The sequence below is a fragment of the Thermosynechococcus sp. Uc genome (genome assembly GCF_029335995.1).
GTDB lineage: Bacteria > Cyanobacteriota > Cyanobacteriia > Thermosynechococcales > Thermosynechococcaceae > Thermosynechococcus.
Window position 1 is genome coordinate 1 of sequence record NZ_JARJMS020000065.1, and the last position, 24,659, is coordinate 24,659.

Genomic DNA, 24,659 nt, shown 5'->3' on the forward strand with positions numbered 1-24,659 from the left:
CGGGTTGTAATAGGGTATATTGGCTTTAATTTACTTAAATTTTTAATAATTGTGTGACCAACTGGTTGCCCCCATAACTATAGTCAAGCTGTGGCACCAGTAGCACCAATTAAAATATTAGAATATCAGGCAATATGTTGAGTGTTCCTCCCCAAGATTTCTTGGCGTTATTCCTATGTCAAATCTTTTTCCCTTGCCTAAGGTTACTTTGAAAAACAGTGGTCTCATTAATGTTCTGCAAAAGCTTGTTGGGGAGGAAATCGAGCACTACTTGGAGACCCTCTTCGAGGCGCTGCCCTTGGGCATTTGCCTGTACAACCTGTCGGGGCAGCTAGTGTACACCAACCCGTGGGGACGAAAACTACTGGGCTTTACTGAACCAAACTACCCCTGCGCTGAAATTGAAGCCAATCTTCGGCTTTACCTTTGCGATAGCGATCGCCCCTATCCCAAAGAAGAGCTGCCAGCTATTGTCGCTCTTCAGGGAGTTTGCGTTGGCCCTGTGGAGTTAGATGTGCAGCGGCACTCGGAACGGGTGAGTCTTGAAGTCTATGGCATTCCTCTGTTGACCCCCCAAGGGCAAGTAATTGCCAGTGTTGCTGCCTATATTGACATTAGCGATCGCAAACAGCAAGAAATCGAACAAGCTATCTTAACCAACTATCTCCAAGAGCAGGCCAACCGCTACCACGACATTATCCAAACCCAAACCAACTTTGTGGTGCGTTTCACGCCCACCACCACAATTACCTTTGCTAATCAAGCCTTCTGTCGGGCTGTGGGATATCCTCTTCAGGAGGTGCTGGGTCATTGCTGGGCTGAATTTATTCCTGCTGAAGAGTTGCCCCTTCTGCTGGACTGCCTCTCCCGTCTTACGCCAGAAGCACCCACCTTTACAGCCGAAAAACGCCTACTCAATTCTCAAGGAACTTGGATTTGGACGCAATGGATGAATTTGGGCATCTTTGATTCCCAAGGCCAACTACAAGAAATTCAGTCCATTGGTCACGATATTACAGCCCTCAAAGAACAGTTGTGGCGGGAGCAAACCCTCAACCGCGTCACCCAAGCCATCCGCGACTCCCTCGACCTAGAGACCATTTTTCAGACGGCAGTGTCTGAGATTGCCCAAATGGGGCTAGGGCTAGATGCCTATGTGGTGCAGTACTTACCGACAGCGCAGGTGTGGCGCACTATCGCCGCTTACTGTCAAGGGGGCAATGGGGAACAGGCCATTGGCTATGAAATTCCCGATGTTGACAATCCCTTCACAGCGCAGTTGAAGCAAGGGGAGGTGATCGCAATTGCCGATACCCAAGCGATTGCCGACCCTGTCAATCAAACGGTGGCTCAAGCCTTTCCGGGGGCCTGGTTACTCACCCCCCTGCAAATCAATGGCCAATTGTGGGGCAGCCTGACTCTTATGGTTCCCAACCGCTCTCATCCTTGGTCAGCGGCAGAGATTTCTATGGTTCGGGCTGTGGCCGCCCAACTGGAGGTGGCCATCCATCAAGCCAATTTATACCAACAATTGCAAGAGGAACTTAACCAACGCCGTCAGGTAGAAGCCGCCCTTGGCCGCAGTGAAGAGCGCTTGCGCCGCACAGCCCTGAATTTGCCGGGAGCCCTCTTTCGCTACCTCCAACGCCCCAATGGTCAGATTCAAGTGTTTTACCTCAACCCTCTGTGCGAAAAAATTATGGGGATTTCCGCAGAGGCGGCTGCCGCCGATGGTGAAGTTCTCTGGACGTTGGTGCACCCTGAGGATTATGCCGCCACTTGGGAGTCAGTATGCCAATCGGCAGCAACCCTGACGCCTTGGTGTCAACAATTTCGCATTGTGCGCTCCAGTGGGGAAATCCGTTGGCTAGAGGGAGCTGGACAGCCAGAGCGTCTGGAAGATGGCAGTATCCTTTGGCATACCCTAGTGTTGGATATCACAGAACAGCGGCAAACCCAAGAGCGCCTTAGGGAGCAACAGGCACAACTGCAAATAGCGGTGGCCACTGCCGAAATTGGTTTTTACTCTTTCGATTGGGTAACAGAAACCTTTTGGGTTTCTGAAACCTACAAGCGGCAACTGGGGGAACCGGCCACCGCCAGCTTTACCTTGGAGGACTGGCGCAACCGCCTTCACCCTGAGGATAAAGAATCTGCCATTGCCTTCTTTAGTGCTTTCTTGCAGGAAACGTCTCCCTGTACCCTAGAGTTTCGGCTGCGGCATCGCGATGGTTCCTATCGCTGGTTTTACACCAATACAACACTGCTTTGTGATGAGAGGGGACAGCCCTGTAAGGTCATCGGCACCCAAATTGATATTACCGAGCGCAAACAAACAGAAATTGCCCTCAGAGAAAGTGAGGAGCGTTATCGTCTCTTGGCAGAAAATACCAGTGACATTATTTGTTTGCTAGATTCCCAAGGGCAATGTCTCTACGTTAGTCCGTCCTGTGAGGCGCTGCTGGGAATTGCCCCCCAAGGAATGATCGGTCGCCCCTTTGCTGAATTTTGTCCACCCCAGGAGCGATCGCGGGTTAGCCAAGAGTTACAGCAAATGAGGCAGCAGGAGCGGTTCTGGCCAATCACCCATCGCATGGCTACTGCCGATGGCAGCCTGCGCTGGCTAGAGACTTTGGTGAAAGCCCGCCGAGACTCCCAAGGGCGGATCCTGTACCTGCAGACCGCCTCCCGCGATGTCACCAATTGGATCCAAGTACAGGGGCAATTGAAACAGCAAGCCTACTACGATTCCCTGACCGGTTTACCCAATCGCTACTATTTGACCGAGGAATTGGTCAAGGCCATTGCTCAAGCACAGCAGCAGTCGGACTTTCACTATGCTTTGCTTTTTTTGGACGTTGATCGCTTTAAGCTCATCAATGACAGCCTCGGACATCAGGTGGGCGATCGCCTCCTCAAGGCCCTGGCCAAGCGCTTGCGGCAACGGGTAGATTCGCGGCACGTGGTGGCCTACTTTGGCGGCGATAGTTTTGTGATTTTGGCAACCCACCTGCGGCAGCGACAAGAGGCCATTGCCATTGCCGAAGCACTGCTGCAGGACTTAAAAACCCCCCTAGCTGTAGATGAACTGCAACTGGTTGTCAATGTCAGTATGGGCATTGTCTTTGCCCATGGGGAGTACAATAACAGTTTTCAGGTGCTGCGGGATGCCGACATTGCCCTGCATCGAGCTAAGAGGCACCAATGCGGTGGCTATGCCCTCTTTGATTTACAAATGCAGACAGCGGTTTGGCAAGCAGTGCGCCTAGAGCATGACCTGCGCCATGCCCTCAAGGAGAACAGTCTGCAAATGGTCTATCAGCCCTTTTTTGACTTGGGAAAACGGCAATTGGCGGGCATGGAGGCTTTAGTGCGCTGGCGCCATCCAACAGGAGAGATGATTTCTCCTGCACACTTTGTGCAGATTGCTGAGGATACCGACTTAATTGGCGCTCTAGATCAGTGGGTGTTGGAGCAGGCCTGCTGCCAATTTTACGAGTGGCAACAGCGCTTTCGCCAAATGGACAATCTCATTCTCAGCGTCAACATTAGTGCTAAAACTCTAAAACATCCCCACTTTTTTAGACAGTTGGATGAGCTACGCCAGACCTATCCCTTTGCTAAGGGACAGTTAATTTTGGAGCTGACAGAGCGGATGGCTCTGGATTTGGGAGAGGAGATGATAGCCCTCCTACAGGGGTTGGGCGATCGCGAGATTGAAATTAGCATTGACGATTTTGGAACAGGGTATTCCTGTTTGAGCTACTTGCATCGCTTACCCATTCACCACTTAAAAGTTGATCGCTCATTTGTGCAGGAACTGGACAAGCCGACAAACTACCGTATTGTTGAGATGATTATAATGCTGGCTCGCCATCTTGGATTTAGTACGATCGCTGAGGGCATCGAAACCGAAAAACAGTTAAAACAGCTCAAGAAATTAGGCTGTAACTACGGCCAAGGCTATCTGCTGTCGCGACCCCTGCCTCCTGCTGAGCTGGAATCTCTCCTAGTCTCAAAACAGAAATTAAAATAATTCCATGGCAGTTTTGCATGGGACGTGGCTGGCAACGCCGACGCCACAATTTTTCCTCTGGGTAGAAGAATGGCGATCTCTGGCTCAGGCAACAACGGCTTGGCAGCTAACAGGTGTTCCTGTTCCTATTTATCCCTACGCGACGCCCGTTAAACTTCCCTCCCTAGCCAAAGCAGTCCCTTGCTCCACTTACGTTGCTCTGCCGGCTCAAGTTCACGGCAACGAATTGGTGCCCCTCCCTTTAGGCGAGATCAACGGTGAGCCACTGTTCCTTTGGCATCTCTGCGGCTGGGGAATTCCCGCACCTTGGGTTCTAGAACATCTGCACCAACTTATGCTTCAAGGCTGCCCAGGCTGTACCATTGGCGATGACCTCCGCTACTGGTTACATGTGAGTCGCTGGTTGCTCGACTTAATTGTCCGCGGCCAGTATCTGCCCACAGAAAAGGGCTGGCGAATTCTGTTAACCCATCGGGGAGATCGCGATCGCTTTCGCCAATTTAGCCAGGCCATGCCCGATCTGTGCCGCTGCTATCAAGAAGAAGCGACTGCTTTGCGGTTTCCACCCCTGGCCAGTGATCTACTGGCGGATTTTCTCCACCACACCCTACAGGGCTATCTCCACACTGCTCTTGCCGCTGTGGAATTGCCCAAAGTGGGCCTAGCAAAAGAGCATAGCCATTGGCTGATGTTTCTGAAGACGGGTCAAGACCCCGACTTCCCCGCTTCTTTTGGGGAACGGCTCCGCCGCTGGCAAGAAACCTACCGCGAACAGTTGGATCTGCGTCCCCAGTGGCGCTTGGCGCTACAGTTGGTGCCTCCTGACACTGCCAATGGTGACTGGCACTTGGCCTTTGGCTTACAAAGTGAGGGCGAAACGGAAACAATGCTGGCGGCAGCGGAGATTTGGCAATGTACTCAAGAGTCGCTTCTTTACCGCGGGCAAGTACTGCCTCAACCCCAAGAAACGCTGCTGCGGGGACTGGGTCTAGCCTCGCGCATTTATCGTCCCCTGGATCGCAGTCTTCAAGAACCTTCACCTGTGGCCTTAACCCTCCAGACCAACGAAGTTTACACCTTCTTGCAAAGTGCCATTCCTCCCCTCGAACAACAGGGGGTGGCAATTATTTTGCCGCCCAGTCTGCGCCGCAATAACTCGCAGCATCGCTTGGGTCTCAAGATCATTGCCACATTGCCGCCGACGGCCAGCGCTGGCCTCAGTGTGGATAGCTTGATGCAGTTTCAGTGGCAGTTGCAGTTGGGGCAGTCTCCCCTCTCCGAAGCGGATTTTGAACAACTGCGCCGTCAGGAGAGTCCCCTCGTCTATCTCAATGGAGAGTGGGTACTCCTCCGTCCCCAAGAGATCAAAGCCGCCCAAGAGTTTCTCCAATCTCCCCAAAAGCGCCAACTCTCCCTAGCCGATACGCTGCGGATTGCTACGGGGGATACGGTGACGGTGGCCAAGTTGCCAATTCTGGGGTTGGCAGCCAATGATGCCCTCCAAGCACTGCTGGATGCCCTCACGGGTCAACAAACCCTTGAACCGGTGCCCACACCGCAGGAATTTTGCGGTGAACTGCGCCCCTACCAAGCACGGGGGGTGGCGTGGCTCAGTTTTTTGGAACGTTGGCGGCTGGGGGCTTGCTTGGCCGATGATATGGGTTTGGGTAAAACGATTCAACTGCTGGCCTTTTTGCTCCACCTCAAGGAAGCAGGACGGGCCTACCGCCCGACCCTCTTGATTTGTCCTACATCGGTACTGGGGAACTGGCTGCGGGAGTGTCAGAAGTTTGCCCCAACACTGCGTCCCTATGTCCACCACGGGAGCGATCGCCCCAAGGGCAAGGCCTTTCTGAAAACAGTCGAAACTCACGATCTGATTCTCACAAGTTATGCTCTCCTCCAGCGGGATCTCGCCACCCTCCAACAGGTTCCCTGGCAGCACTTGGTGCTCGATGAAGCCCAAAACATCAAAAATGCCCAGACGCAACAGTCTCAAGCGGCGCGACAGCTCGCAGCCCAATTTCGCATTGCCCTGACGGGAACTCCTCTAGAGAACCGCCTCCTTGAACTTTGGTCCATTATGGACTTTTTGCATCCGGGGTATTTGGGCAATCGCACCTACTTTCAGCACCGCTATGTGCGCCCCATTGAACGCTACGGCGATACCACCTCCCTCAGTGCGCTGCGCACCTATGTTCAGCCTTTTATTCTGCGGCGCCTGAAAACTGACCGCAGCATTATCCAAGACCTCCCCGAAAAACAGGAGATGTTGGTCTATTGCGGCCTGACCCTAGAGCAGATGCAACTATACACATCTGTGGTGGAGGAAGCCTTAGCTGTCATTGAAAATAGCGAAGGCATCCAGCGGCGGGGGCATATTTTAGCTACCCTGACCAAGCTAAAGCAAATCTGTAACCATCCGGCGCAGTATCTCAAACAGGAGGATTACACCCCTGAACGCTCCGGTAAATTACAGCGCTTAACAGAAATGCTCCAAGAACTAAAGGAGGTGGGCGATCGCGCCCTTGTCTTCACCCAATTTGCCGAGTTTGGCAAGCATCTAAAAACCTATTTGGAGCAGGCGTTGCAGCAAGAGGTCTTTTATCTTTCGGGACAGACCCCCAAAGCCCAGCGGGAATTGATGGTGGAACGTTTTCAACACGATCCCCAGGCTCCCGCCGTCTTTATTCTTTCCCTTAAAGCAGGGGGAGTTGGTTTGAACTTGACCCGTGCCAACCATGTCTTCCACTACGATCGCTGGTGGAATCCCGCCGTTGAAAATCAGGCCAGCGATCGCGCCTTCCGCATTGGTCAAGCCCGCAATGTCCAAATCCACAAATTTATCTGCACGGGCACCCTCGAAGAAAAAATTCACGAGCAAATTGAACAAAAGAAAATCCTCGCGGAAACTGTCGTTGGCAGTGGTGAGCAGTGGCTGACTGAACTCAACCTTGATCAACTGCGACAACTGCTTACCTTAGATAAAGACCGCGTAGTGCCGCTTTAGGCCATTGCCCACTGGGAGGCCTGCTCACCCCGCAAAAGGCGAATTTGGGCAATTGCAAAAATGGTGGGGATAATGCGGGCGTAGTTGGTGGAGATGGCTCGCCAACCCAAATCGGCAATAAACCAAATCCACAGGGCGGTGCTGGCAAAGGCCAAGACACTGCGCCCCACGGCAAATTTGGCCGCTCCTATTGCAGCCCCTCGTGAAATGATGGGGGTAACTGAGAGCTTAGAGCCGGCAAAGTGAAGAGCCAATTGCCGCGCCACCTGCTGTACGACCATCGAACGCACCACAGAACTAATGGCAATGGCAGCGCCCCCCTCTAGAATCAGACGCACTGTCTCTAAAGAAATGGGGTGGCCATGGCGCAGCTCTGGCAAGCTGTCTTGAATTTGTGCCGCTAAAACCTTGCGATCTTCATCCCCCAGCTTCTTCCACATCCGCTGCAAGACATTCAAGAAGATCTCCATTTCCAGTTCAGGTACACTCCAACTGGGGGAAAACTTGATTTTCAAATAGCGGCAGACGCGCATCAGGGTTTGCCGATAGCTGATTTGCTGCGCTTTACCCTGGAGCACCGTTAAGCCATCTGCTGCTAAAAAGCGAAATCGCTCCTCAATATCATCCAGCCACGCTTGGCGATCCTGAGCTTGCACGGCAATGGGATCGGGCGTGGTTAGGTAGTCCAAGGGATTGAGCCGACGGCGAAAGAGAATTTCCGTGAGGTCTTGTAACTCCTCCTCCGTCGCTAATTCCAGCGCAGCCCGTAGCTCGTTCATGGGGTTCTCGCTCCCGCAGCGGCACAATAAAACGTGATGATTCTTCAACCCTGATTATAGAGTTCAGGCTTAAATTGTGGTATAGCCTTTCCCCTTAGGAGACCCTGCCTGAAAAGCGGTGTCAGCAAAGAGCCTAGGTTGCGGAAAAGCCTCTGCTATCAGTACCCCATCTCCCAGAAAAGGGCTGTGGAAACAGTACAATACAAGAGAATAGCAGGCTGGCAAAACTAAAACGCTATGGATTTATTAACCCTTGAAGGTTGGTTGGACAATACGGCCTTTGCCGTCCTTTTGCTCACCATGTTGTTCTACTGGTGTGGGGCGGCATTTCCCCAATGGCCGCTGCTGACGGCTGCCGGTCGCACGGGGATGGCGATCGCCAACCTGTGTATCACTGGGCTGCTGGCGGCACGCTGGATTGAGGGGGGCTACTTTCCCATCAGTAATCTCTACGAATCCCTCTTTTTCCTGTGTTGGGGCTTAACGGCAATGCACTTGGTCGCTGAGTCTATTAGTGGCCAGCGCCTTGTGGGGGTTGTCACCGCACCCGTTGCAATGGGAATTACTGCCTTTGCTGCCCTCTCACTTCCTGCGGAAATGCAACAGTCAGCACCTCTGGTGCCTGCTTTGAAGTCCAACTGGTTAATGATGCACGTCAGTGTGATGATGCTTAGTTATGCCACGTTGATGGTGGGATCCTTGCTGGCGATCGCCTTCTAGGTGGTCACCTGGGGCAAACCCGTCAGCCTCAAAGGGAGTTCAGTGGGAACAGGCAGCTTTCGCAGGCGCATGTCAGAACCTGCCTTAGAACCCTCCATTGGAGACGGTGGCACAACGGTACTGACCCAGCCCACGCTGCAATTGAGTCTGCAACGCCTGACCTTAGCTGAGGCCCTCGATAACTTGAGCTACCGCATGATTGGTCTTGGCTTTCCGCTACTGACAATTGGCATTATCTCTGGGGCTGTGTGGGCCAATGAAGCTTGGGGTGCGCCTTGGAGTTGGGATCCCAAAGAGACTTGGGCGCTGATTGTTTGGCTAGTGTATGCGGCCTATCTCCATGCCCGCATCACGCGCGATTGGCAGGGGCGCAAACCCGCTATTCTGGCCACTGTGGGTTTTGGCGTCGTCTGGGTCTGCTATTTAGGGGTAAATTTGCTGGGGAAAGGCCTGCACTCCTACGGTTGGTTTTTCTAGTGGACCCGTGTGGGGCATCTACCACGCCCGCCTGCATCGAACCTTAAAAAGTCAGCAATGGCTGCCCCAGGGGTCGCGGCTGCTCATTGCCCTGTCGGGGGGTCAAGATTCCATTTGTTTAACTCGACTGTTGCTGGATCTGCAGCCCCACTGGCACTGGAGCTTGGCTGTTGTCCATTGTGATCACCGCTGGCGCACCGATAGTGCTGCCAATGCCGCTTTTGTCCAAGAGCTAGCGCAGCGATGGCACCTGCCCTGTGAGGTAGTACGTGCTCCGGAGATGCCGAAAACTGAGGCAGCAGCCCGTTCATGGCGCTACCAAGTCTTTGAAACGGTGGCCAAGGCCTTGAGGTGCACCCATGTGGTGACAGCCCACACCCAAAGCGATCGCGCTGAAAGTCTGTTGCTGCATCTATTGCGCGGCGCCAGTCCCGATGGTTTAGCCACTCTTTTGCCCTGCCGCTCTCTGGGGGCAGTGCAGCTAGTGCGGCCGCTCCTAGGGATGACGCGAGCGGAGACGGCTGCCTTTTGCCGAGAACATCAGTTGCCCCTCTGGCAGGATGAAACGAACCAGAGTTTGGATTATCGCCGCAATCGGCTGCGTTTGGAGTTAATCCCCTATTTACAAGCGCACTTCAATGCCCGTGTGGAACAGGTGCTTGCCCAAACCGCTGAACTGCTGGCTAGCGATCGCGCCTATTTCGAGGCTGAGGTTGCTCGTCTTGCCCCCGCAGTGATCCGTGAGCATCCCCCCGCTTTGAACCGGTTGCGTCTCCGGGAATTGCCCCTTGCCCTGCAGCGCCGCCTGATTTACCACTTCCTCTGTCGCCACCTCCAAGGGGGGGTTAACTTTGGGGTGGTTGAAGAAGTGCGTTCCCTGATCGCGGCAGGTAACGGTCAGCAAACCTCAACGCTGTCGCGGGGCTGCCACCTGCGGGTCTGCGGTCAGTGGCTGGAGTGGGTCAGGCCAACGGCACCACCGCTTGAATCTGTTCCCCCTCCTCAAGGGGAGCGATCGCCACCCCCATCGCCTCCTTATTAAGGAGGGGCACGTCGGCGCCATTTGTGATCCATGCCCGCGCTTGGGTTGTCACCAGTGCCAAGGGGCTACCGCCACGGCCAAGTCCCGCCAAGCCATCCTGTTTTTGTCCTAGGGGCATTGCCAACTGTCCCAAATGGCCGAGGGGAGTGACTTCAATGAGGGACAGGGGCAGTCGCTTGCCCAAACCTGAGCGGGTGACAAGGAGAAGAGACTCCTGTTCCGAGAGGGCGATCGCCCCCACCAATGTCTCCTGCACACCGAGGCGCACCGCCACTTGACCTTGATTCAGCCGTCCCAAAACTGGAATGTCAGGGATAAAAAAGTGAAAGACCCGCCCCCGTGAAGTGGCGAACACCAAATGATCTGTGTCCGCAGGCAGAACCCAACCGAGGGCATCCCCCGCTTTGAGTTTTGTGAGTTGGAGACCGCGCCCGCGCAGGGCTTGAAGATCTGAGATTGGAATGACCTTAATTCGGCCTTGGCGCGTCAGCAGAATCAGCTTCTCTGCTGTGGGTTGATCGCGAAGAACGGTTAAAAGGGTCTCTCCTTGAGCGGACTCCGCCAAAAGGGTCAGGAGGGGTTGACCGCGATCGCTGCGGCTGGTAACAGGTAGTCGCTCCACTGGCAGCGGATAGACTTTGCCGCTTTCGCTAAACACCCAGAGGCGATCTCTGGCCTGCACCGAGAATGCCAAGGGCAATGGCTCTGACCACGGCCACCATGTTTGGACTGGAATACTACTCCGACTGGGCTGGAGCAGACAGCGCCCATAGCCGCGATGATTGACTTCTACCCATAGGGGAGCCTCGTCACAGTTATTGTTTTCTACTGACGGCACTTCCGTGAGAATTTGGGTGCGGCGGGGGTCAGCAAACTCTTTCTTTAACTGGCGCAGTTCTTTCTTTAGGGCTTTGAGGCGCTCTGGACGCTCACTCATCAAGGTTGCCAACTGGGCAATCCGCGCCTGCAACTCCGCCTGTTCCCGTTCCAGTTCTTGGCGCTCCTGCTGGGTGAGGCGGCGTAGAGGCATGGCAATCAGAGCACTGGCTTGGCGATCGCTCAAGCCCAAGCGCGCCATCAATTCCCGCTGGGCAGTACTGCCATCCGCTGCTGATCGCAAAATCTCAATCACCTGATCCACAGCACTGAGGCCGATTAAGAGTCCACTCACCACATGCTGGCGGACTTGAGCAGCTTCGAGATCATAGCGATACTGGCGCAGCAGCGTCTGTTCACGGAAGTGAAGAAACTCGCTGAGAATCTCCTTGAGGGAGAGTTGGCGGGGTTGATTGCCCACCAGTGCCATTAAGTTGATGCCGTAGGTGACCTGCAGTGGTGTCAGGCGGTAGAGCTGTTCCAATAATTGCGCTGCCGCAGCCTCCCGCTTTAGTTCAATCACCACCCGCAGCCCCTCGCGATCGCTTTCATCCCGCAGATCGGCAATGCCCTCCAGGCGGCCTTGATTCACTAAATCTGCCACTTTCTCAATCCATGCCGCTTTATTCACCTGATAGGGCAACTCCGTCACCACAATTGCTTGGCGACGGTGGCGACCCCGGCTGGGCTGAATATCCTCAAGCTGAGCCACCCCCCGCAGGGTAATCGTCCCTCGACCCGTGGCGTAGGCGCGTCGCAGTTCTGCCCCATCCACAATTACCCCCCCTGTAGGGAAGTCTGGTCCCGGCAGGTGAGTGAGCAGTTCCTCCAAAGAGAGATGGGGGCGGTCAATCAGGGCAATCAGAGCCTCCACCACTTCCCCTAGATTGTGAGGGGGGATATTCGTGGCCATGCCCACGGCAATCCCCGTTGAGCCATTTAATAGGAGAATTGGCAGTTGTGCCGGCAAAACCAACGGCTCCGCTTGGGAGCTGTCAAAGTTGGGGACAAACTCCACGATGGCGTCGTTGATATTGGTCAAGAGTGTGCGCTGGGCGATCGCGGCTAAGCGCGTTTCTGTGTAGCGCATTGCCGCCGCTGGATCATCATCCACAGAGCCAAAATTGCCCTGCCCCGCCAACAGCGGGTAGCGACTGCTAAAGGGCTGCACCAAGCGTACCAAGGCCTCATAGACCGCCTGATCTCCGTGGGGGTGATACTTCCCCAGTACATCCCCCACCACCCGCGCACACTTGCGAAAGGGGCGATCGGGCGTCAGCCCCAGCTCATACATCGCATAAAGAATCCGCCGATGCACGGGTTTGAGGCCATCCCGCACGTCTGGAAGTGCCCGCCCCACAATCACACTCATGGCGTACTCCAGATAGGAGCGTTGCATTTCACTGTGAAGTGGCGTAGGAATCACCTGTCCAGCGGTCAGCAAATCCAGTTGTTTGGGCATGAGCACGAACAAGCCAAAGGATCATTCCCCACAATACAAGAGTTTTGCGAATCGTAAAGCAACTTAAGACTCCGTTGGTGTTGCTTCCTCAAGTTTCTCCTTAGTCAGTCGCGCCACCAATTCCTTAATGAGGATGTAAATGATGGGCACCACAAAGAAGCTTAAAAATGTGGCCGCAAGCATGCCGCCTGTGACACTTGTTCCCAAGGAGTGACGGGATTTTGCCCCTGCACCCGTAGCAATGACCAGTGGGAAGATGCCCAAAATAAAGGAGATGGCCGTCATCAAAATGGGACGGAGGCGTTCTTCAGCTGCGTTAATGACTGACTTGACAATGGACGTGCCCTTGCTGTCGCGAATTTGGTTGGCAAACTCCACAATTAAAATCGCATTCTTACTGGCAAGGCCAATAAGCATCACTAGGCCAATTTGGCAGAATACGTCATTATTCAGCCCCCGCAACCACTGTGCTAGCAAGGCTCCCATGATCGCCAAAGGCACCGAAAGAATAATGATCAAGGGGTCAATGTAGCTTTCATACTGTGCCGAGAGCACAAGGAACACAAACACCAAACCAAGACCAAAAATCAAGGGTGCCTGTCCTGCAGAGCGGGTGGACTCTAGGGATAACCCCGTCCAGCTATAGCCAATGCCATTGGGGAGAACCTTCTGAGCCAAGGCTGCCATTGTCATCATTGCTTGACTCTCACTAAGGGGCGGCACATTTTGGCCGGTGATCTGCGCCGAACGGAACAAGTTATGGTGATAAATAATAGGCGGCGCCGAGACCTGTGCAATCGTTACGAGGTTACTGAGGGGAATCAGGGCATTTTGCTCTGAGCGCACATAGATGCGGTTGATGTCATCGGGATTCGAGCGAAATTGCTTATCCGCCTGCACAATCACTTGGTAACTACGGGCAAAAATCGTGAATTGGTTGACGTATAACGACCCCAAGTAAATCTGCATGGCATTGAAAATATCCTTGAGGGGAATTCCCAAGGCAAGGGCGCGGGTGCGATCTACCGTTACATTCAATTGAGGGGCGTTAATGGCAAAGGGGGTATTCACTGAGACAAAGCCGGGAGTTGTATTGGCTTTGAGGATCAGTTCGTTAACCGCACTTGCAAGGGCTTCAAGGCCTAGATTCTGCTGATCCATCACCTGCATATCAAAGCCACCAAGGCCACTGCCACCAAGGTTAATGGTCGGCACATTGGATACAAACACCACTGCTCCAAGTTCACCCGCTACCGCCCTCTGAAACTGGGGCAGCAATTGATCAAGGGTTGGCCGCTGTGACCAAGGCTTGAGACTCGTAAAGATAATTCCTTTATCTGAACCCGTGCCGAAGAAACTAAAGCCGCCAATGGCAAAGGTATGTTCAACCGCTGGATTTTGGGCGATCGCGTCTGCTGATTTAAAGACAATATCACTTGTGTACTCTAGGGAGACCCCTTGGGGCGATTGTACGAGGGTGACAAAATAGCCCTGATCTTCTTGGGGGACAAAGCCACCGGGAACGATCTGAAACAGCCAATAGGTCACTCCCAGCAGTGCCACAAAGCCCGCCAGCACCCAGTATTTTAGTCGCACGATCACATTCAAGTTTCGTTCATAGCCCTGCCGCATCGTATCAATGAGGCGGTTAAGCCAGCGAAATAAGATAAAGTTCGCCATCGGCGGGCGTTCTTGCCGTAGGAGCAGGGCGCACAAAGGGGGAGAGAGGGTTAAAGCATTAAACGTAGAAAGAGCGATCGCAAAGACAATTGTCAAAGCAAACTGCTGATAGAGCCGCCCAGTCACTCCTGGAAAAAAGGCGACGGGGATAAAGACCGCCATCATCACCAACGATGTGGCAATCAATGCCCCTGTCACTTCCTCCATCGAGCGACTCGCGGCTGCTTGGGGGGTCATGCCCTCATCTTCCATGAGACGGGTGACATTTTCCACAACCACAATCGCATCATCCACTACTAGCCCCGTCGCCAGTACCAAGCCAAACATCGTCAAACTGTTAATTGAGAAGCCAAAGGCTTTCATAAAGGCAAAAGTACCCACCAAGGAGACAGGAATCGTTACCGATGGAATAATCGTGGCGCGCCAATCTTGCAAGAATAAAAAGATCACCGCAATCACAAGGATGATGGCCACAATCAGCGTAATGACCACCTCCTTGATCGACTCCTGCACCGCATCCGTGGTGCTAAATCCCACACTCCATTTCAGGCCGGGGGGAAATTTCTCCGCTAAAACAGCCATTTCTGCTTCAACAGCGCGGGCAACATCGAGGGCGTTGGCACCGCTGAGTTGATAGATACCCAGTCCAACAGCATTGCGGCCATCAAACTGAAAGTTGGTGTTGTAGTTTTGTGCCCCCAGCTCCGCGCGACCAACATCGCGAATGCGAATCACGGAGCCATCTTCGCCGCGTTGAATAATAATGTCGGCAAACTCTTCTTCTGAGGCCAAGCGACTTTGGGCTTGAATGGAAATTTGAAACTCCTGTCCCTCTGGGGCTGGGGGTGCGCCAATAATCCCGGCTCCCACTTGGACATTTTGATCGGAGAGGGCACGCACCACATCCTGAGCCGTGAGACCGCGACTAGCTAAGCGATTGGGATCTAGCCAAATCCGCATGGCATAGGTGCGCTGACCAAAGACCTGAACTTGCCCTACCCCGTTCAGGCGTTGCAGAGGTTGTACCACATAGAGGGTTGCGTAGTTACTGATGAATGTGGGGTCGTAGTCATACCCCTCCTCCGGGTACAGGGCTAAGGCGACAACAATCTGGTTTGTGGATTTGCTGACATTCACCCCAGTGTTAATCACCTCTGGGGGGAGTTGGGAGGTGACCGATGCCACTAAGTTATTCACATCCACCGCAGCAATGTTTTCGTCGTAGCCCTCAGTGAATGTGATCTTGATATTGCTGTTGCCAAAGCTGTTGCTTGTGGAGTCAATGTAATCCATCCCTTCCACGCCGTTAATTTGAGTTTCTAAGATTGTGGTGACATTCGTTTCAACAGTTTCGGCGTTGGCACCTGCATAGTTGGCAGACACCTGAATTGTTGGCGGTGTAACGTCGGGATAATACTCAATGGGCAGTGTTGGCAGCGCAATTGCGCCCACCAAAATAATTAGTAGAGAGCAAACAGTTGCAAAAACCGGTCGCTTAATAAAGAAATTGCTAATCATGCTTTTTAAGACTCAGGGATAATGGGCATACCATCGCGCAAACGTTGAATGCCCGAAACAATAATCTTCTCTCCTGGTTGGAGACCTTGGAACACTTGATAGTTGTTTCCTTGGATTACTCCCAATTGAATGGCTTTTTGCTTGGCAATCATGTTGCCCTCTGCATCTTTTTCAGCCACAAAGACAAAGTTTTGTCCCGCAAGATTGGAGACGGCTGTGGTCGGTACAAGAATTCCCGGCCGCTGATCTAATATGATGCGGGCTTGAATTTGTTGATCAGCTCGTAGGTTGTTCTGAGTATTGCTATACAGCGCTTTTATTAAGATCGTTTGGGTAGCATTTGTTGTGTTAGGGGCAATAAAAAAGACCGAACTTGTGCCGATGACTTTGCCATTTATGTCCAGTAATTCCACCGGCGTTCCCATGCGAATGCGAGGGACTTGCTCAATCGGCACTTGAATATTGACCTCTAGGGGTTGATTTGAGGTGAGGGCAAGGAGGTCAGTTTGAGGGGTAACAAAATCACCGACTTTAGGAGGAATATTGCCGACAACACCGCTGAAGGGGGCACGCACCTGAAACCAGTTCAGGACAACAAACTGCTGTTGAGCGTTTGCCTGGGCAGCCAAGAGAGCCTTTTCTAAGCGGTCAACAGTGGCTTGCTGGGCACGAATGTCAGCTTCTGTTTGCTGGAGAGCTGCCTGGGCGGTGCGAAAGCTGGTAATGAAAGATTGCGCTTGCTCTTTGGCAATAGCCCCCTCTTCAAAAAGGGCGGCATAGCGTTCCGCTTGAATCCGATTGAACTCCAATGTGGCTAGATTAGCACGGCGTTGGGCTTCAAGGGCGCGTAGGATGGAGCGGGCATTCTCCACGTTTGCTTGAGCAGATTGAATGGCAGCTAGATTGCTGGCGACAACCGCTTGCTGTTCTGCCGGATCAATGAGAATGAGGGGCTGGCCTTGGCGGACAAACTGACCACTTTGGACATTGATCTGGGCAATGCGACCAGAGACTTGGGGGTGTAGGGTAATGGACTCGCGGGACTGTAAAGAGGCGTTATAAACAGCTGTTTGAGCTAGGGGTTCTGTTTGCACCGCAGCAAGTTTCACCCGTGCTAGGGGCGGAGGAGCCGTTGTCCTTGGTTGGCCACAGGCGGTAGCGAGGAAGTAAAGACTTCCTAGGACAAACCCTGTAAACAGTTGCCGTTGCAGCATATTTCAGAATCTTAAAAGTGACCCAGAGCAGGCAATAAACATCCTCAGTCTAGCCTACAGATGCCTATGGCAACTGCTACTTTAACAATCGGTTGCCATTTATTCTTGGTGAATAGAGAATAATTCCTATCGGCAATCCTCCGCTAAGATGTAGAGCAAGGGGCAGGGGGTCATTGCCAGCTCACCTTGAGGCTAAGACAGTCCTTGCACCAACCTTTATCAACGACAGTACAGGTACCAGTGGCTCTTACCAAGAAAACACAGCAAGAACAACCGATGATTAATGAACGCATCCGTTTCCCGCGGGTGCGTGTGGTGGATAGTGATGGTTCCCAATTGGGGATTATGTCGTCCCAAGAGGCGATCGCGATCGCCCGCGAAAGGGAACTTGACCTTGTGCTTGTGAGTGACAAAGCGGATCCACCCGTTTGCAAAATTATTGACTACGGCAAGTTTCGCTTTGAACAGGAAAAGAAGGCTCGTGAAGCGCGCAAAAAGCAGCACACCTCGGACGTTAAAGAGGTGAAGATGCGCTACAAAATTGAGGAACACGACTACAATGTGTGCATTCATCGCGCTGAGCGGTTCCTAAAAGCAGGAGATAAAGTCAAAGCAACGGTGACGTTCCGGGGGCGGGAAATTCAACACTCCCACCTAGCCGAGGAACTTCTTAACCGCATGGCCAATGACCTTCAAGCGGTGGCCGAAGTGCAGCAGGCACCGAAGCAGGAGGGGCGCAATATGATTATGTTTTTGGCACCAAAGCGCTAACCAACTCCAGGGGAAGTATGTTTGGCCTTCGTCCAGACCCCAAGTCCACCCCACTGGATGTTTCAGCGAATGAGAAACCCCGCTCGGCACTCCTGTTGGCGATCGCTGCCCTCGTTACGATTCTTCTTTGGCAGCTTCCCTTGGGAAACTATTTGCTGTACCCCTTTACCATTTTGGCCACATGGTTCCACGAGATGGGTCATGGCCTCACAGCGGTTCTCCTGGGGGGCTACTTTCAAGAATTGGTCATTGATCCCAGTGGCTCCGGGTTTGCCCGCTATGGGGGTGAGGTGCTGCTGGGGCGTTTGGGACATGGCTTGGTTGCCCTAGGTGGACCACTTGGGCCAGCGATCGCCGGCAGCATTTTTATTTTGGCCAGCCGCTCTCCGCGTGCCACCGCCATTTGTCTAAAGGCACTTGGCATTGTTATCTTGGCCTCAGTGTTCCTATGGGTGCGATCGCTCTTTGGTATTGTCTTCATGACAGGGGTAGGCCTTGCCATCCTACTGGTGGCCTATCGCGGGAATCACTGGCTCAAAGGTCTTTCCATTCAGTTCCTTGGCGTGCAGGCCTGTATTAGCACCTTCCAGCAGGTGGGCTACCTCTTTACCTACGCCATTGCGGGGAAACAGCTTTCCGACACAGGTCTTTTACAGCAGTACCTCTGGTTCCCCTATTGGCTGTGGGGGGCGCTCATTGCTGTGCTGACCCTAGGACTACTGCTGTGGAGTCTCAAAGTGGCCTATACTCCGCCTAAGTAATGCCCCAGCGGTGTCGCCAGCGGCTTGTGGATTCACGGCGAGAGGCCTGTTGCTCGGCTTGGCGGCGCGCTCGAATCATTGGGGCACTGTCTTGCAGATGCGGATCGCGGTAGGGAATTCCGGCGCGGGTTTGCAAATGTTCCTGCTCCATCGGCGAAAGGGGAATAAGCTGCGCCGCTTGCCAGCGAGCTACTGTTCCTTGCGCCCACTCCTTTCTGGGTCGCGGTGTCTCAATAGGGATTGTCCCGATGTGCAAACCGGCTTCCCGAAGGGCTGAACGAACTGCCGCAGCCCGCGAATAGGTGGCCAAATATCCCTCTGGTGCCAGACACTGAGCAACTAAGTTGAGAAACTCCACTGTCCACAATTGCGGACAGCGCTGCGGTGAAAAGGGATCAAGAAAAATCGCGTCCGCTTGAAATCCTTGGCGAACAAGGTCTTGGATAGTTTGGCGGGCATCGCCGATTAATAAGTGGGCCTCACACTGCGGCTTAGTTACCTGCTGCCGTTGAGCTAATCCTTCAAGAATGGCTTGAACCGACCCTGACCAAGGGGGCATCACTGCCAATGCCGCTTGGGGAACGCGCAGGTCTAGCTCTAAGCCGACAACAGTGACCTGACAGGCAGGATTGTGGTGCCAGATAACTTCTAAGGCCGCGGCGGTATTGTAGCCCAAGCCATAGCAGATATCCAAAAGCTGCAAATGAGGGGCTTGGGCTTTGGTCGGCAGAGCAGTGGCGATCGCGAACTTCTCAAAGGCTTCTTGGCGCGCTCCCTCAAGGCTATGGAAAGTTTCGCCAAACTCTGGAGAAAAAAATGTCAAGGAACCGTCCGCTGTCGGTCGAGGCCGCCAAAGTGGTGTCAAAGCAGCAGCTATCTGCTGAGAAGAAGTCATCACTGCATTTGAGCAGGTGGCTGCGGTTGAGGTTCAGGAGATGGGTTTATCATCACAACGCTGACCCCTGCAACCAAAAGAATCAGAACAATGCCGCCAATGATTAGCAGCAAAGGGGGAGAGGATTTTGCCACTGGCACGGGTTCTGGACTCACCGCTTCCGGTTTCGGGGGTGGAAGATTCAGTTGCGTTTCGTGGGGTGGCTGCTGATGGCTCAGTTCTTCCTCTGCTTGGGTAATTGTTGAGGTCAGGGGCACCGCCTTAATGCTGTGGTAGTTGACACTCTGCAAATACTTGGTAAATTCGGCATCCCCCATTGACACAGTGGTATAGTACGCCTTGACCGATCCACCAAAGTTAATCTCATCTCCATCATTTAACTCGTGTCTTTGCACGCGCTGGCCATTGACGAGGATGCCATTGGCACTAGGTTTACCATCGGCATTGCCATCCACCACGCGATAGCGATAGCCATTGGGGGAAGGAATTCGCAGCAGCAGGGCATGTTGCCGTGAGACACCGCGACCATGAATGACGATTGCATTCGTAACATCGCGACCAATAGAGTAGGTTGCCGCATCTAAAGGGATCGTGCGCTTACCCGTTTCATCCTCAATGTTGAGTAAATGGTGCTCACGATTAGCACTCATGGGAACACCTGAGACTGAGATTAACTTTTATCCACTATCTTAGCCTGAGTTGCAAACAGCTGTATTGCACAAGTTCGTGACATACTCCCAACCCTCAAGCTTTGCGGAGAAGGCGGGCTTTTCCAGTCTTTCGATCTGCGCATTTTATAGTGAGCCGATGCCCTAGGCTCACTTTTTTGACCCCAAAATATCGCCGCAATTCATTCACCACCTGAAGTCTGTCTCTAGTCGTAGGTTGTGGGTGAACAAGTTCTATGGCAAGTCGGTACTTTGGGATGAGTCCTACTTTATCGCCAGTGGTGGAGCGGTCACCGTCTCCGTCTTGAAGCAGTACGTTGAGCAGCAAGATTTCCCTTCGGAAGAGCGCGGAGTTTCCTGCCGATGAGCTAAATCCTTTGATGGTTACGAGGGCGATCGCACAGAGGTGCAAAGAGAACAGTCGCGCTAACTCTCCCTAGGGAACTGCCACCGTTTCCAATAGTTCTGCTACACAGGCACGGCCTGAGCGCCCCGCTGCTGTAATTAGGCGATGGGTCAATACATGGGGAGCCAATTGCTTTACATCATCGGGCAGAACGTAGTCGCGGCCATTGAGAAATGCCAAGGCTTGAGCTGTGCGCTGGAGCATGACTGTTCCCCGCGGACTCACCCCCAGCGTAATGCGATCGCTCTCACGGCTCGCCCGCACAAGGGCAAGAATATACTTTTGCAAAGGAAGTTCCACCCGTACCTGTAACACCTGCTGCCGCAACTGGTGGATTTCCGCCAAGCTTAGGCAGGGTTCCAATTGATTGACCTCCAAGCCCCCCTGCACCCGTTGCAGCATCTGCAGCTCCTCTTCCTCGCTGGGGTAGCCCAAACTAAAACACAGGGCAAAGCGATCCAACTGTGCTTCAGGCAGGGGAAATGTGCCTTGGTACTCCACGGGGTTCTGCGTGGCAATCACAAAAAAGGGCTGTGGTAGGGGGTAGGTGACGCCATCAATGGTGACTTGGTATTCTTCCATTACCTCTAGGAGTGCCGATTGAGTCCGCGGTGTAGCACGGTTAATTTCATCCGCCAGGAGGATATTGCAAAAGACAGGGCCGGGGCGAAACTCAAACTCTGCTGTTTTAGGGTTCCAGATATTCGTGCCCGATAAGTCAGTAGGCAGTAAATCAGGCGTGGCTTGGATGCGCTGAAAGGTACCCCCTAGCGATCGCGCCAAAGCCTTGGCCAAGAGCGTTTTCCCCACCCCTGGCACATCCTCCAACAGGACATGACCCCCTGCCAGCAACCCCACCAACAGGAGTTCAATGGCGGCTTCTTTACCCACCATGACTTGGCCAAGGTTCGTTACCAGTCGCTGGAGAGGTTCACGCATAGGAGACAACTTGTTTGAAGAGACTAGTGGCTACTTGGCAATCGGCAGCAATTTGCGCCTGTAGGGCAGCCAAACTGGAAAATTTCACCTCTGGGCGAATAAAGGCCTCTAGGTGGAGCGTAATTTCTTGATTGTAGAGATTTCCCTGCCAATTCAATAGATGCACCTCCGTTGTCACCTGCCGGCCTGTTACCGTGGGTCGCATACCAATATTTACCACCCCTAATTGCTCGCCAGCAAATGCTGCACCTGTTACGCGGCAGGCATAGACCCCATGGCGAGGCAATAATTTTTCTTTGTCAATGGCTAAATTGGCGGTGGGAAACCCCAACTGGCGCCCCAACTGTTCCCCTTGAATAACCGTCCCCGTCAACCTATAGGGGCGTCCCAATAGCTCCCGTGCTAGGCTCACATTCCCCTCCGCGAGGGCTGCTCGCACCGCTGAGCTACTCACGCGATCGCTCCCCCGACAATAGGGGGGCACAATATGCACCGGAATGCCAAAGGCAGCACAGAGGGTGCGCAAATCCTCGGCTGTGCCCGATCGCCCGCGCCCAAAGCCAAAATTAAACCCCACACTCAACACCTTCACCTGCAACTGCTGCACCAAAATTTGCTCCACAAACTCCAGCGGCGACAGTTGAGCCAAGGCATGGGTAAAGGGCAAGACAATCACTTGCTCAATGCCATACTGCTTCAGGAGCGCAGATTTTTCTGCCTCAGGGGTCAGGAGAAGGCGCTTCTCCCCTGTGAAAAACGCCTGTGGATGGGGTGAAAAGGTAATCACCGAACGGGAACACTCTGGAGGGGCTGCGGCAACAAGGGTGCGGATTACCTCTTGATGCCCTCGATGGACACCGTCAAAATTGCCAAGGGCGATCGCTGTAGGAGTTTGCAAGGTTATGCCGCTGTTAAATTAACACAGGAAACATTTTGACACATCTCACCCAAGAGCAACAGTCTGGGAAATTGTTCATTGAGATCTTCTATTTGCCTCATAGAATAATGTCTTTTGAATTATCCAACAGGCCTATGCTAAGTTGAGAAACCAATTATTTTCTTTTGCCTAATCTGAGCCTTGGCAGCTTGCAGCAGCAGAACACGAATTCGGGGCGTATTTTCGGCGCAGAAGAGATACCGCTGCATCGTAGCCTAGTGCTAATGCTAATTGAACACTGGCATCCATTCGCTGCTGGCACGATTTTCCTAGGCGTGATCCTCCTGCTCATGACTGAGTGGATCAACGTCACTATTGCTGTCTTTTTAGGAGCGATTCTCCTTGTCTTTACTAAAGTGTTTGACTATCTGGCAACCCAAATGGTGATCTTGGCAAGGGGTCAGGGAAAACGTTTGCTGTTGGGGATCGTTGCTCTCACAACTCCCATCTGTGCTGTGCTACCCAATGCCACAACTGTCCTGCTTCTTGCTCCCCTGTTGCCTCCCATGGCAGCTGAAGTGGGGGTGGCCTTTGTACCCCTGATCATCTTGATGGTCATTGTCTCCAATAGTGCTGGGTTCCTGACCCTTGTAGGAGATCCAGTTACTTATTTGGGAATGCGATCAATATCAGTTTTGCCAACTATCTCCTGCGGTTGAGTTTAGGTGGCGCTTTCTCATTGGGCAGTGACCGCTGCCCAATCTTCCTTTAAGTTACCAAGTGGGATCGCGAAACACATAGGCCGTAATGTGGGTGCAATCTTTGCGATCGCCGGCAATTGTAGAGATACAGGTGCGAATTTCTTCGCCATTCTCCAATTCCACCGTACAGGCGCCGCAACTCCCCATACGACACCCCGTGGGAATCTCTACGCCGGCTCGCTCAGCCACGCTCAACCAACTTTCACCCGCTTCGGCTTCAATAGAGACCTGATCCGGCAGAAACGTCACCCTAATCATTCCTTTACTCCATGGTACGTTCCCATTAAGTACAGCAAGGCCATCCGCACCGCCACCCCACTGGTTACCTGTTGATTCACAAGGCTCAATTGGCAATCATCCAGCAGTGCCGAACTCAATTCCACGCCGCGATTCACCGGCCCTGGATGCATCACGCGCACATTGGGTTTACACAGGCGCAGCCGCTCATGGGTAATGCCAAACTGCTGATGGTACTCGCGTAAACTAGGGATCAAGTGTTGATCCATGCGTTCCCGTTGCAGCCGCAGTGTCATGACAATATCAGCATCGGCAAGAGCCGGTTCCAGCGTCCAGTGGAGAGTTGCCCCATACTCTGCAAATTCTGGCGGCAGTAGGGTGGGAGGACCAGCTAAGTGCACATCGGCACCAGCGGTCTTGAGGCTGTAGAGGTTGGATCGCGCCACGCGGGAATGACGAATATCCCCGACAATGGCAATTTTCTTTCCCTGCAACAGGGCACAGCAGGGCTGATGTGGATCGTAAAGTTGGCAAAGGGTAAACAGATCAAGCAGCGCCTGAGAGGGATGCTCATGCAAGCCATCACCGGCATTGAGAACGGCCACTTGACCGCCAAGACGATCCATTTCCGCTGCAATGGTCTGGGGCACTCCCGACTGCTGATGGCGAATCACCATGAACTCTGCCCCCATCGCCCACAGGGTCTTAGCGGTATCGAGAATAGTTTCCCCTTTATTGAGCGCAGAAGTGCCGGCAGAGAAATTGAGAATATCGGCAGAAAGCCGTTTAGCTGCCAGCTCAAAACTATTGCGAGTGCGCGTTGAACTTTCAAAAAAAAGATTGGCCACAACACGGGCTTGCAGGGTTGGCACTTTTTTAGTGCGACGATTCAGAACTTCTTGAAAACTCCGTGCCGTTTGTAGCACGATGTCTAGCTCTGCCACCGTAAAGTCTTGAAGGGAGAGGATGTGGCGACGCTGCCATTGGCAGGGGGGAGTAAAAGTAGGCATCATGGACAGGGGGTTAGAGTTCGAGCAAGGTCAGCCGCTGTGAGTTGTTCGTAGCGTTCAAAGGGTTGATGAATCCATGGATTCCCCGGCAGGTAATGCACATAGTAATCTGGACGAATACAGGAGGCCGCTTTGTACCACAGGACTGCCGTGCGCACCTCCTCAACGGCAAAACCATATTTCAACTCCAGCCACCGCAGTGTTTTTTTCAACGAAAGGCCAGAATCGACTAAATCATCCACCAAGAGGACATGGCTGCCCAAGGTAGCAGTGGTCATGGTCAAGTCCCGCGCAAAGGTGATGCGCCCCCGCTCTTGATTATTGACACCGCCATAGGAGGACACTGCCAAAATTGCAAGGGGTTGATTAAACAAGCGGCTGAGAATGTCACCTACCCGCAGACCCCCCTTAGCCAAGCAGAGGATTTGATTGAACTGCCATCCCGATTCATAGACGGCGATCGCCAGCCGTTCAATGGTGCGATGATACTCATCCCAATCCACGTAGAGATCTGCCATAG

Annotated in this window: 17 protein-coding genes and 2 pseudogenes; 8 read left to right on the forward strand and 11 right to left on the reverse strand. The window is 53.2% G+C overall.

From position 1 onward, the window contains the following. Positions 1–175: 175 nt before the first annotated feature. A complete protein-coding gene (locus P3X23_RS07345) occupies positions 176–4,036 on the forward strand; it encodes an EAL domain-containing protein (RefSeq protein ID WP_300874817.1) in 3,861 nt (1,286 codons plus the stop codon). Positions 4,037–4,040: 4 nt separating this feature from the next. Then, entirely contained in the window at positions 4,041–7,046 is a 3,006-nt protein-coding gene (locus P3X23_RS07350; RefSeq protein WP_300874820.1) for a DEAD/DEAH box helicase, read from the forward strand. Here the strand turns inward: P3X23_RS07350 and P3X23_RS07355 are convergent. Beyond that, on the reverse strand, positions 7,043–7,825 hold the full coding sequence (locus P3X23_RS07355) for a hypothetical protein (RefSeq protein ID WP_300874826.1): 783 nt from the start codon (positions 7,823–7,825) through the stop codon (positions 7,043–7,045). The genes P3X23_RS07350 and P3X23_RS07355 overlap by 4 nt on opposite strands. Before the next feature lie 237 nt (positions 7,826–8,062). On the opposite strand from P3X23_RS07355, the pseudogene ccsB reads away from it, so the two are divergent. Beyond that, positions 8,063–9,022, forward strand: a pseudogene (ccsB, locus tag P3X23_RS07360) (c-type cytochrome biogenesis protein CcsB). A 7-nt stretch (positions 9,023–9,029) separates the two neighbouring features. Continuing rightward, on the forward strand, positions 9,030–10,064 hold the full coding sequence (tilS, locus tag P3X23_RS07365) for a tRNA lysidine(34) synthetase TilS (RefSeq protein WP_300874829.1): 1,035 nt from the start codon (positions 9,030–9,032) through the stop codon (positions 10,062–10,064). Here tilS and P3X23_RS07370 read toward each other — a convergent pair. The 3 genes from P3X23_RS07370 to P3X23_RS07380 all read right to left on the reverse strand — a co-directional run bounded on the left by P3X23_RS07370 (position 9,985) and on the right by P3X23_RS07380 (position 16,814). Beyond that, positions 9,985–12,402, reverse strand: a complete 2,418-nt coding sequence (locus P3X23_RS07370; protein ID WP_300874831.1) for a DNA topoisomerase (ATP-hydrolyzing) subunit A — start codon at positions 12,400–12,402, stop codon at positions 9,985–9,987. The genes tilS and P3X23_RS07370 overlap by 80 nt on opposite strands. Positions 12,403–12,465: 63 nt before the next feature. After that, entirely contained in the window at positions 12,466–15,600 is a 3,135-nt protein-coding gene (locus P3X23_RS07375) for an efflux RND transporter permease subunit (RefSeq protein WP_300874833.1), read from the reverse strand. Between the two features lie 5 nt (positions 15,601–15,605). Beyond that, positions 15,606–16,814, reverse strand: coding sequence for an efflux RND transporter periplasmic adaptor subunit (locus P3X23_RS07380; RefSeq protein ID WP_300874835.1), 1,209 nt, complete (start codon positions 16,812–16,814; stop codon positions 15,606–15,608). A 276-nt stretch (positions 16,815–17,090) separates the two neighbouring features. On the opposite strand from P3X23_RS07380, the gene infC reads away from it, so the two are divergent. Together infC and P3X23_RS07390 are read left to right on the forward strand one after the other, a co-directional pair. Beyond that, entirely contained in the window at positions 17,091–17,585 is a 495-nt protein-coding gene (gene infC, locus P3X23_RS07385) for a translation initiation factor IF-3 (RefSeq protein ID WP_300874878.1), read from the forward strand. 17 nt (positions 17,586–17,602) lie between these two features. Beyond that, on the forward strand, positions 17,603–18,346 hold the full coding sequence (locus tag P3X23_RS07390; protein WP_300874838.1) for a M50 family metallopeptidase: 744 nt from the start codon (positions 17,603–17,605) through the stop codon (positions 18,344–18,346). Here the strand turns inward: P3X23_RS07390 and P3X23_RS07395 are convergent. Both P3X23_RS07395 and P3X23_RS07400 read right to left on the reverse strand, forming a co-directional pair. Continuing rightward, on the reverse strand, positions 18,339–19,241 hold the full coding sequence (locus P3X23_RS07395) for an MnmC family methyltransferase (RefSeq protein WP_300874841.1): 903 nt from the start codon (positions 19,239–19,241) through the stop codon (positions 18,339–18,341). The two genes, P3X23_RS07390 and P3X23_RS07395, sit on opposite strands and share 8 nt — an antisense overlap. Beyond that, the gene (locus tag P3X23_RS07400; RefSeq protein WP_300874843.1) at positions 19,241–19,891 is read right to left on the reverse strand and encodes an FHA domain-containing protein; all 651 of its coding nucleotides are present in this window, start codon (positions 19,889–19,891) and stop codon (positions 19,241–19,243) included. Before P3X23_RS07400 ends, P3X23_RS07395 begins: the two co-directional genes overlap by 1 nt. A gap of 202 nt (positions 19,892–20,093) precedes the next feature. Here P3X23_RS07400 and P3X23_RS11980 point away from each other — a divergent pair, with 202 nt between their 5' ends. Continuing rightward, complete coding sequence (locus P3X23_RS11980; RefSeq protein WP_367186552.1) at positions 20,094–20,276, forward strand: transposase; 183 nt, start codon at positions 20,094–20,096, stop codon at positions 20,274–20,276. A gap of 69 nt (positions 20,277–20,345) precedes the next feature. Here P3X23_RS11980 and P3X23_RS07405 read toward each other — a convergent pair whose 3' ends face one another. After that, complete coding sequence (locus P3X23_RS07405) at positions 20,346–21,254, reverse strand: MoxR family ATPase (protein WP_300874845.1); 909 nt, start codon at positions 21,252–21,254, stop codon at positions 20,346–20,348. After that, positions 21,247–22,158 carry a bifunctional riboflavin kinase/FAD synthetase gene (locus tag P3X23_RS07410; protein ID WP_300874881.1) on the reverse strand — a complete coding sequence of 304 codons (912 nt, stop codon included), beginning with the start codon at positions 22,156–22,158 and terminating at the stop codon, positions 21,247–21,249. The genes P3X23_RS07405 and P3X23_RS07410 overlap by 8 nt, the downstream gene beginning before the upstream one ends. A 257-nt stretch (positions 22,159–22,415) precedes the next feature. Between P3X23_RS07410 and P3X23_RS07415 the strand changes: the two are divergent. Further along, positions 22,416–22,873, forward strand: a pseudogene (locus P3X23_RS07415) (SLC13 family permease); the annotation flags it as partial. 31 nt (positions 22,874–22,904) lie between these two features. Here P3X23_RS07415 and P3X23_RS07420 read toward each other — a convergent pair. From P3X23_RS07420 to P3X23_RS07430, 3 genes are read right to left on the reverse strand one after another with little or no spacing between them, the layout of a single operon-like run. Then, entirely contained in the window at positions 22,905–23,150 is a 246-nt protein-coding gene (locus P3X23_RS07420; RefSeq protein ID WP_300874849.1) for a 2Fe-2S iron-sulfur cluster-binding protein, read from the reverse strand. Beyond that, complete coding sequence (locus tag P3X23_RS07425) at positions 23,147–24,142, reverse strand: aspartate carbamoyltransferase catalytic subunit (RefSeq protein ID WP_300874850.1); 996 nt, start codon at positions 24,140–24,142, stop codon at positions 23,147–23,149. Before P3X23_RS07425 ends, P3X23_RS07420 begins: the two co-directional genes overlap by 4 nt. Beyond that, positions 24,139–24,657 (reverse strand): phosphoribosyltransferase, encoded by a 519-nt coding sequence (locus P3X23_RS07430; protein WP_300874852.1) that lies wholly within the window; start codon positions 24,655–24,657, stop codon positions 24,139–24,141. Before P3X23_RS07430 ends, P3X23_RS07425 begins: the two co-directional genes overlap by 4 nt. Positions 24,658–24,659 lie beyond the last annotated feature (2 nt).

Coding starts and splice junctions, on each gene's coding strand:
- P3X23_RS07375 (WP_300874833.1), bottom strand. CDS start 15,600: ATGATTAGCAATTTCTTTATTAAGCGACCGGTTTTTGCAACTGTTTGC.
- P3X23_RS07380 (WP_300874835.1), bottom strand. CDS start 16,814: ATGCTGCAACGGCAACTGTTTACAGGGTTTGTCCTAGGAAGTCTTTAC.
- P3X23_RS07395 (WP_300874841.1), bottom strand. CDS start 19,241: ATGACTTCTTCTCAGCAGATAGCTGCTGCTTTGACACCACTTTGGCGG.
- P3X23_RS07405 (WP_300874845.1), bottom strand. CDS start 21,254: ATGCGTGAACCTCTCCAGCGACTGGTAACGAACCTTGGCCAAGTCATG.
- P3X23_RS07370 (WP_300874831.1), bottom strand. CDS start 12,402: ATGCCCAAACAACTGGATTTGCTGACCGCTGGACAGGTGATTCCTACG.
- P3X23_RS07350 (WP_300874820.1), top strand. CDS start 4,041: ATGGCAGTTTTGCATGGGACGTGGCTGGCAACGCCGACGCCACAATTT.
- P3X23_RS07430 (WP_300874852.1), bottom strand. CDS start 24,657: ATGGCAGATCTCTACGTGGATTGGGATGAGTATCATCGCACCATTGAA.
- P3X23_RS07425 (WP_300874850.1), bottom strand. CDS start 24,142: ATGATGCCTACTTTTACTCCCCCCTGCCAATGGCAGCGTCGCCACATC.
- P3X23_RS07390 (WP_300874838.1), top strand. CDS start 17,603: ATGTTTGGCCTTCGTCCAGACCCCAAGTCCACCCCACTGGATGTTTCA.
- P3X23_RS07400 (WP_300874843.1), bottom strand. CDS start 19,891: ATGAGTGCTAATCGTGAGCACCATTTACTCAACATTGAGGATGAAACG.
- P3X23_RS07345 (WP_300874817.1), top strand. CDS start 176: ATGTCAAATCTTTTTCCCTTGCCTAAGGTTACTTTGAAAAACAGTGGT.
- P3X23_RS07355 (WP_300874826.1), bottom strand. CDS start 7,825: ATGAACGAGCTACGGGCTGCGCTGGAATTAGCGACGGAGGAGGAGTTA.
- infC (WP_300874878.1), top strand. CDS start 17,091: ATGATTAATGAACGCATCCGTTTCCCGCGGGTGCGTGTGGTGGATAGT.
- P3X23_RS07420 (WP_300874849.1), bottom strand. CDS start 23,150: ATGATTAGGGTGACGTTTCTGCCGGATCAGGTCTCTATTGAAGCCGAA.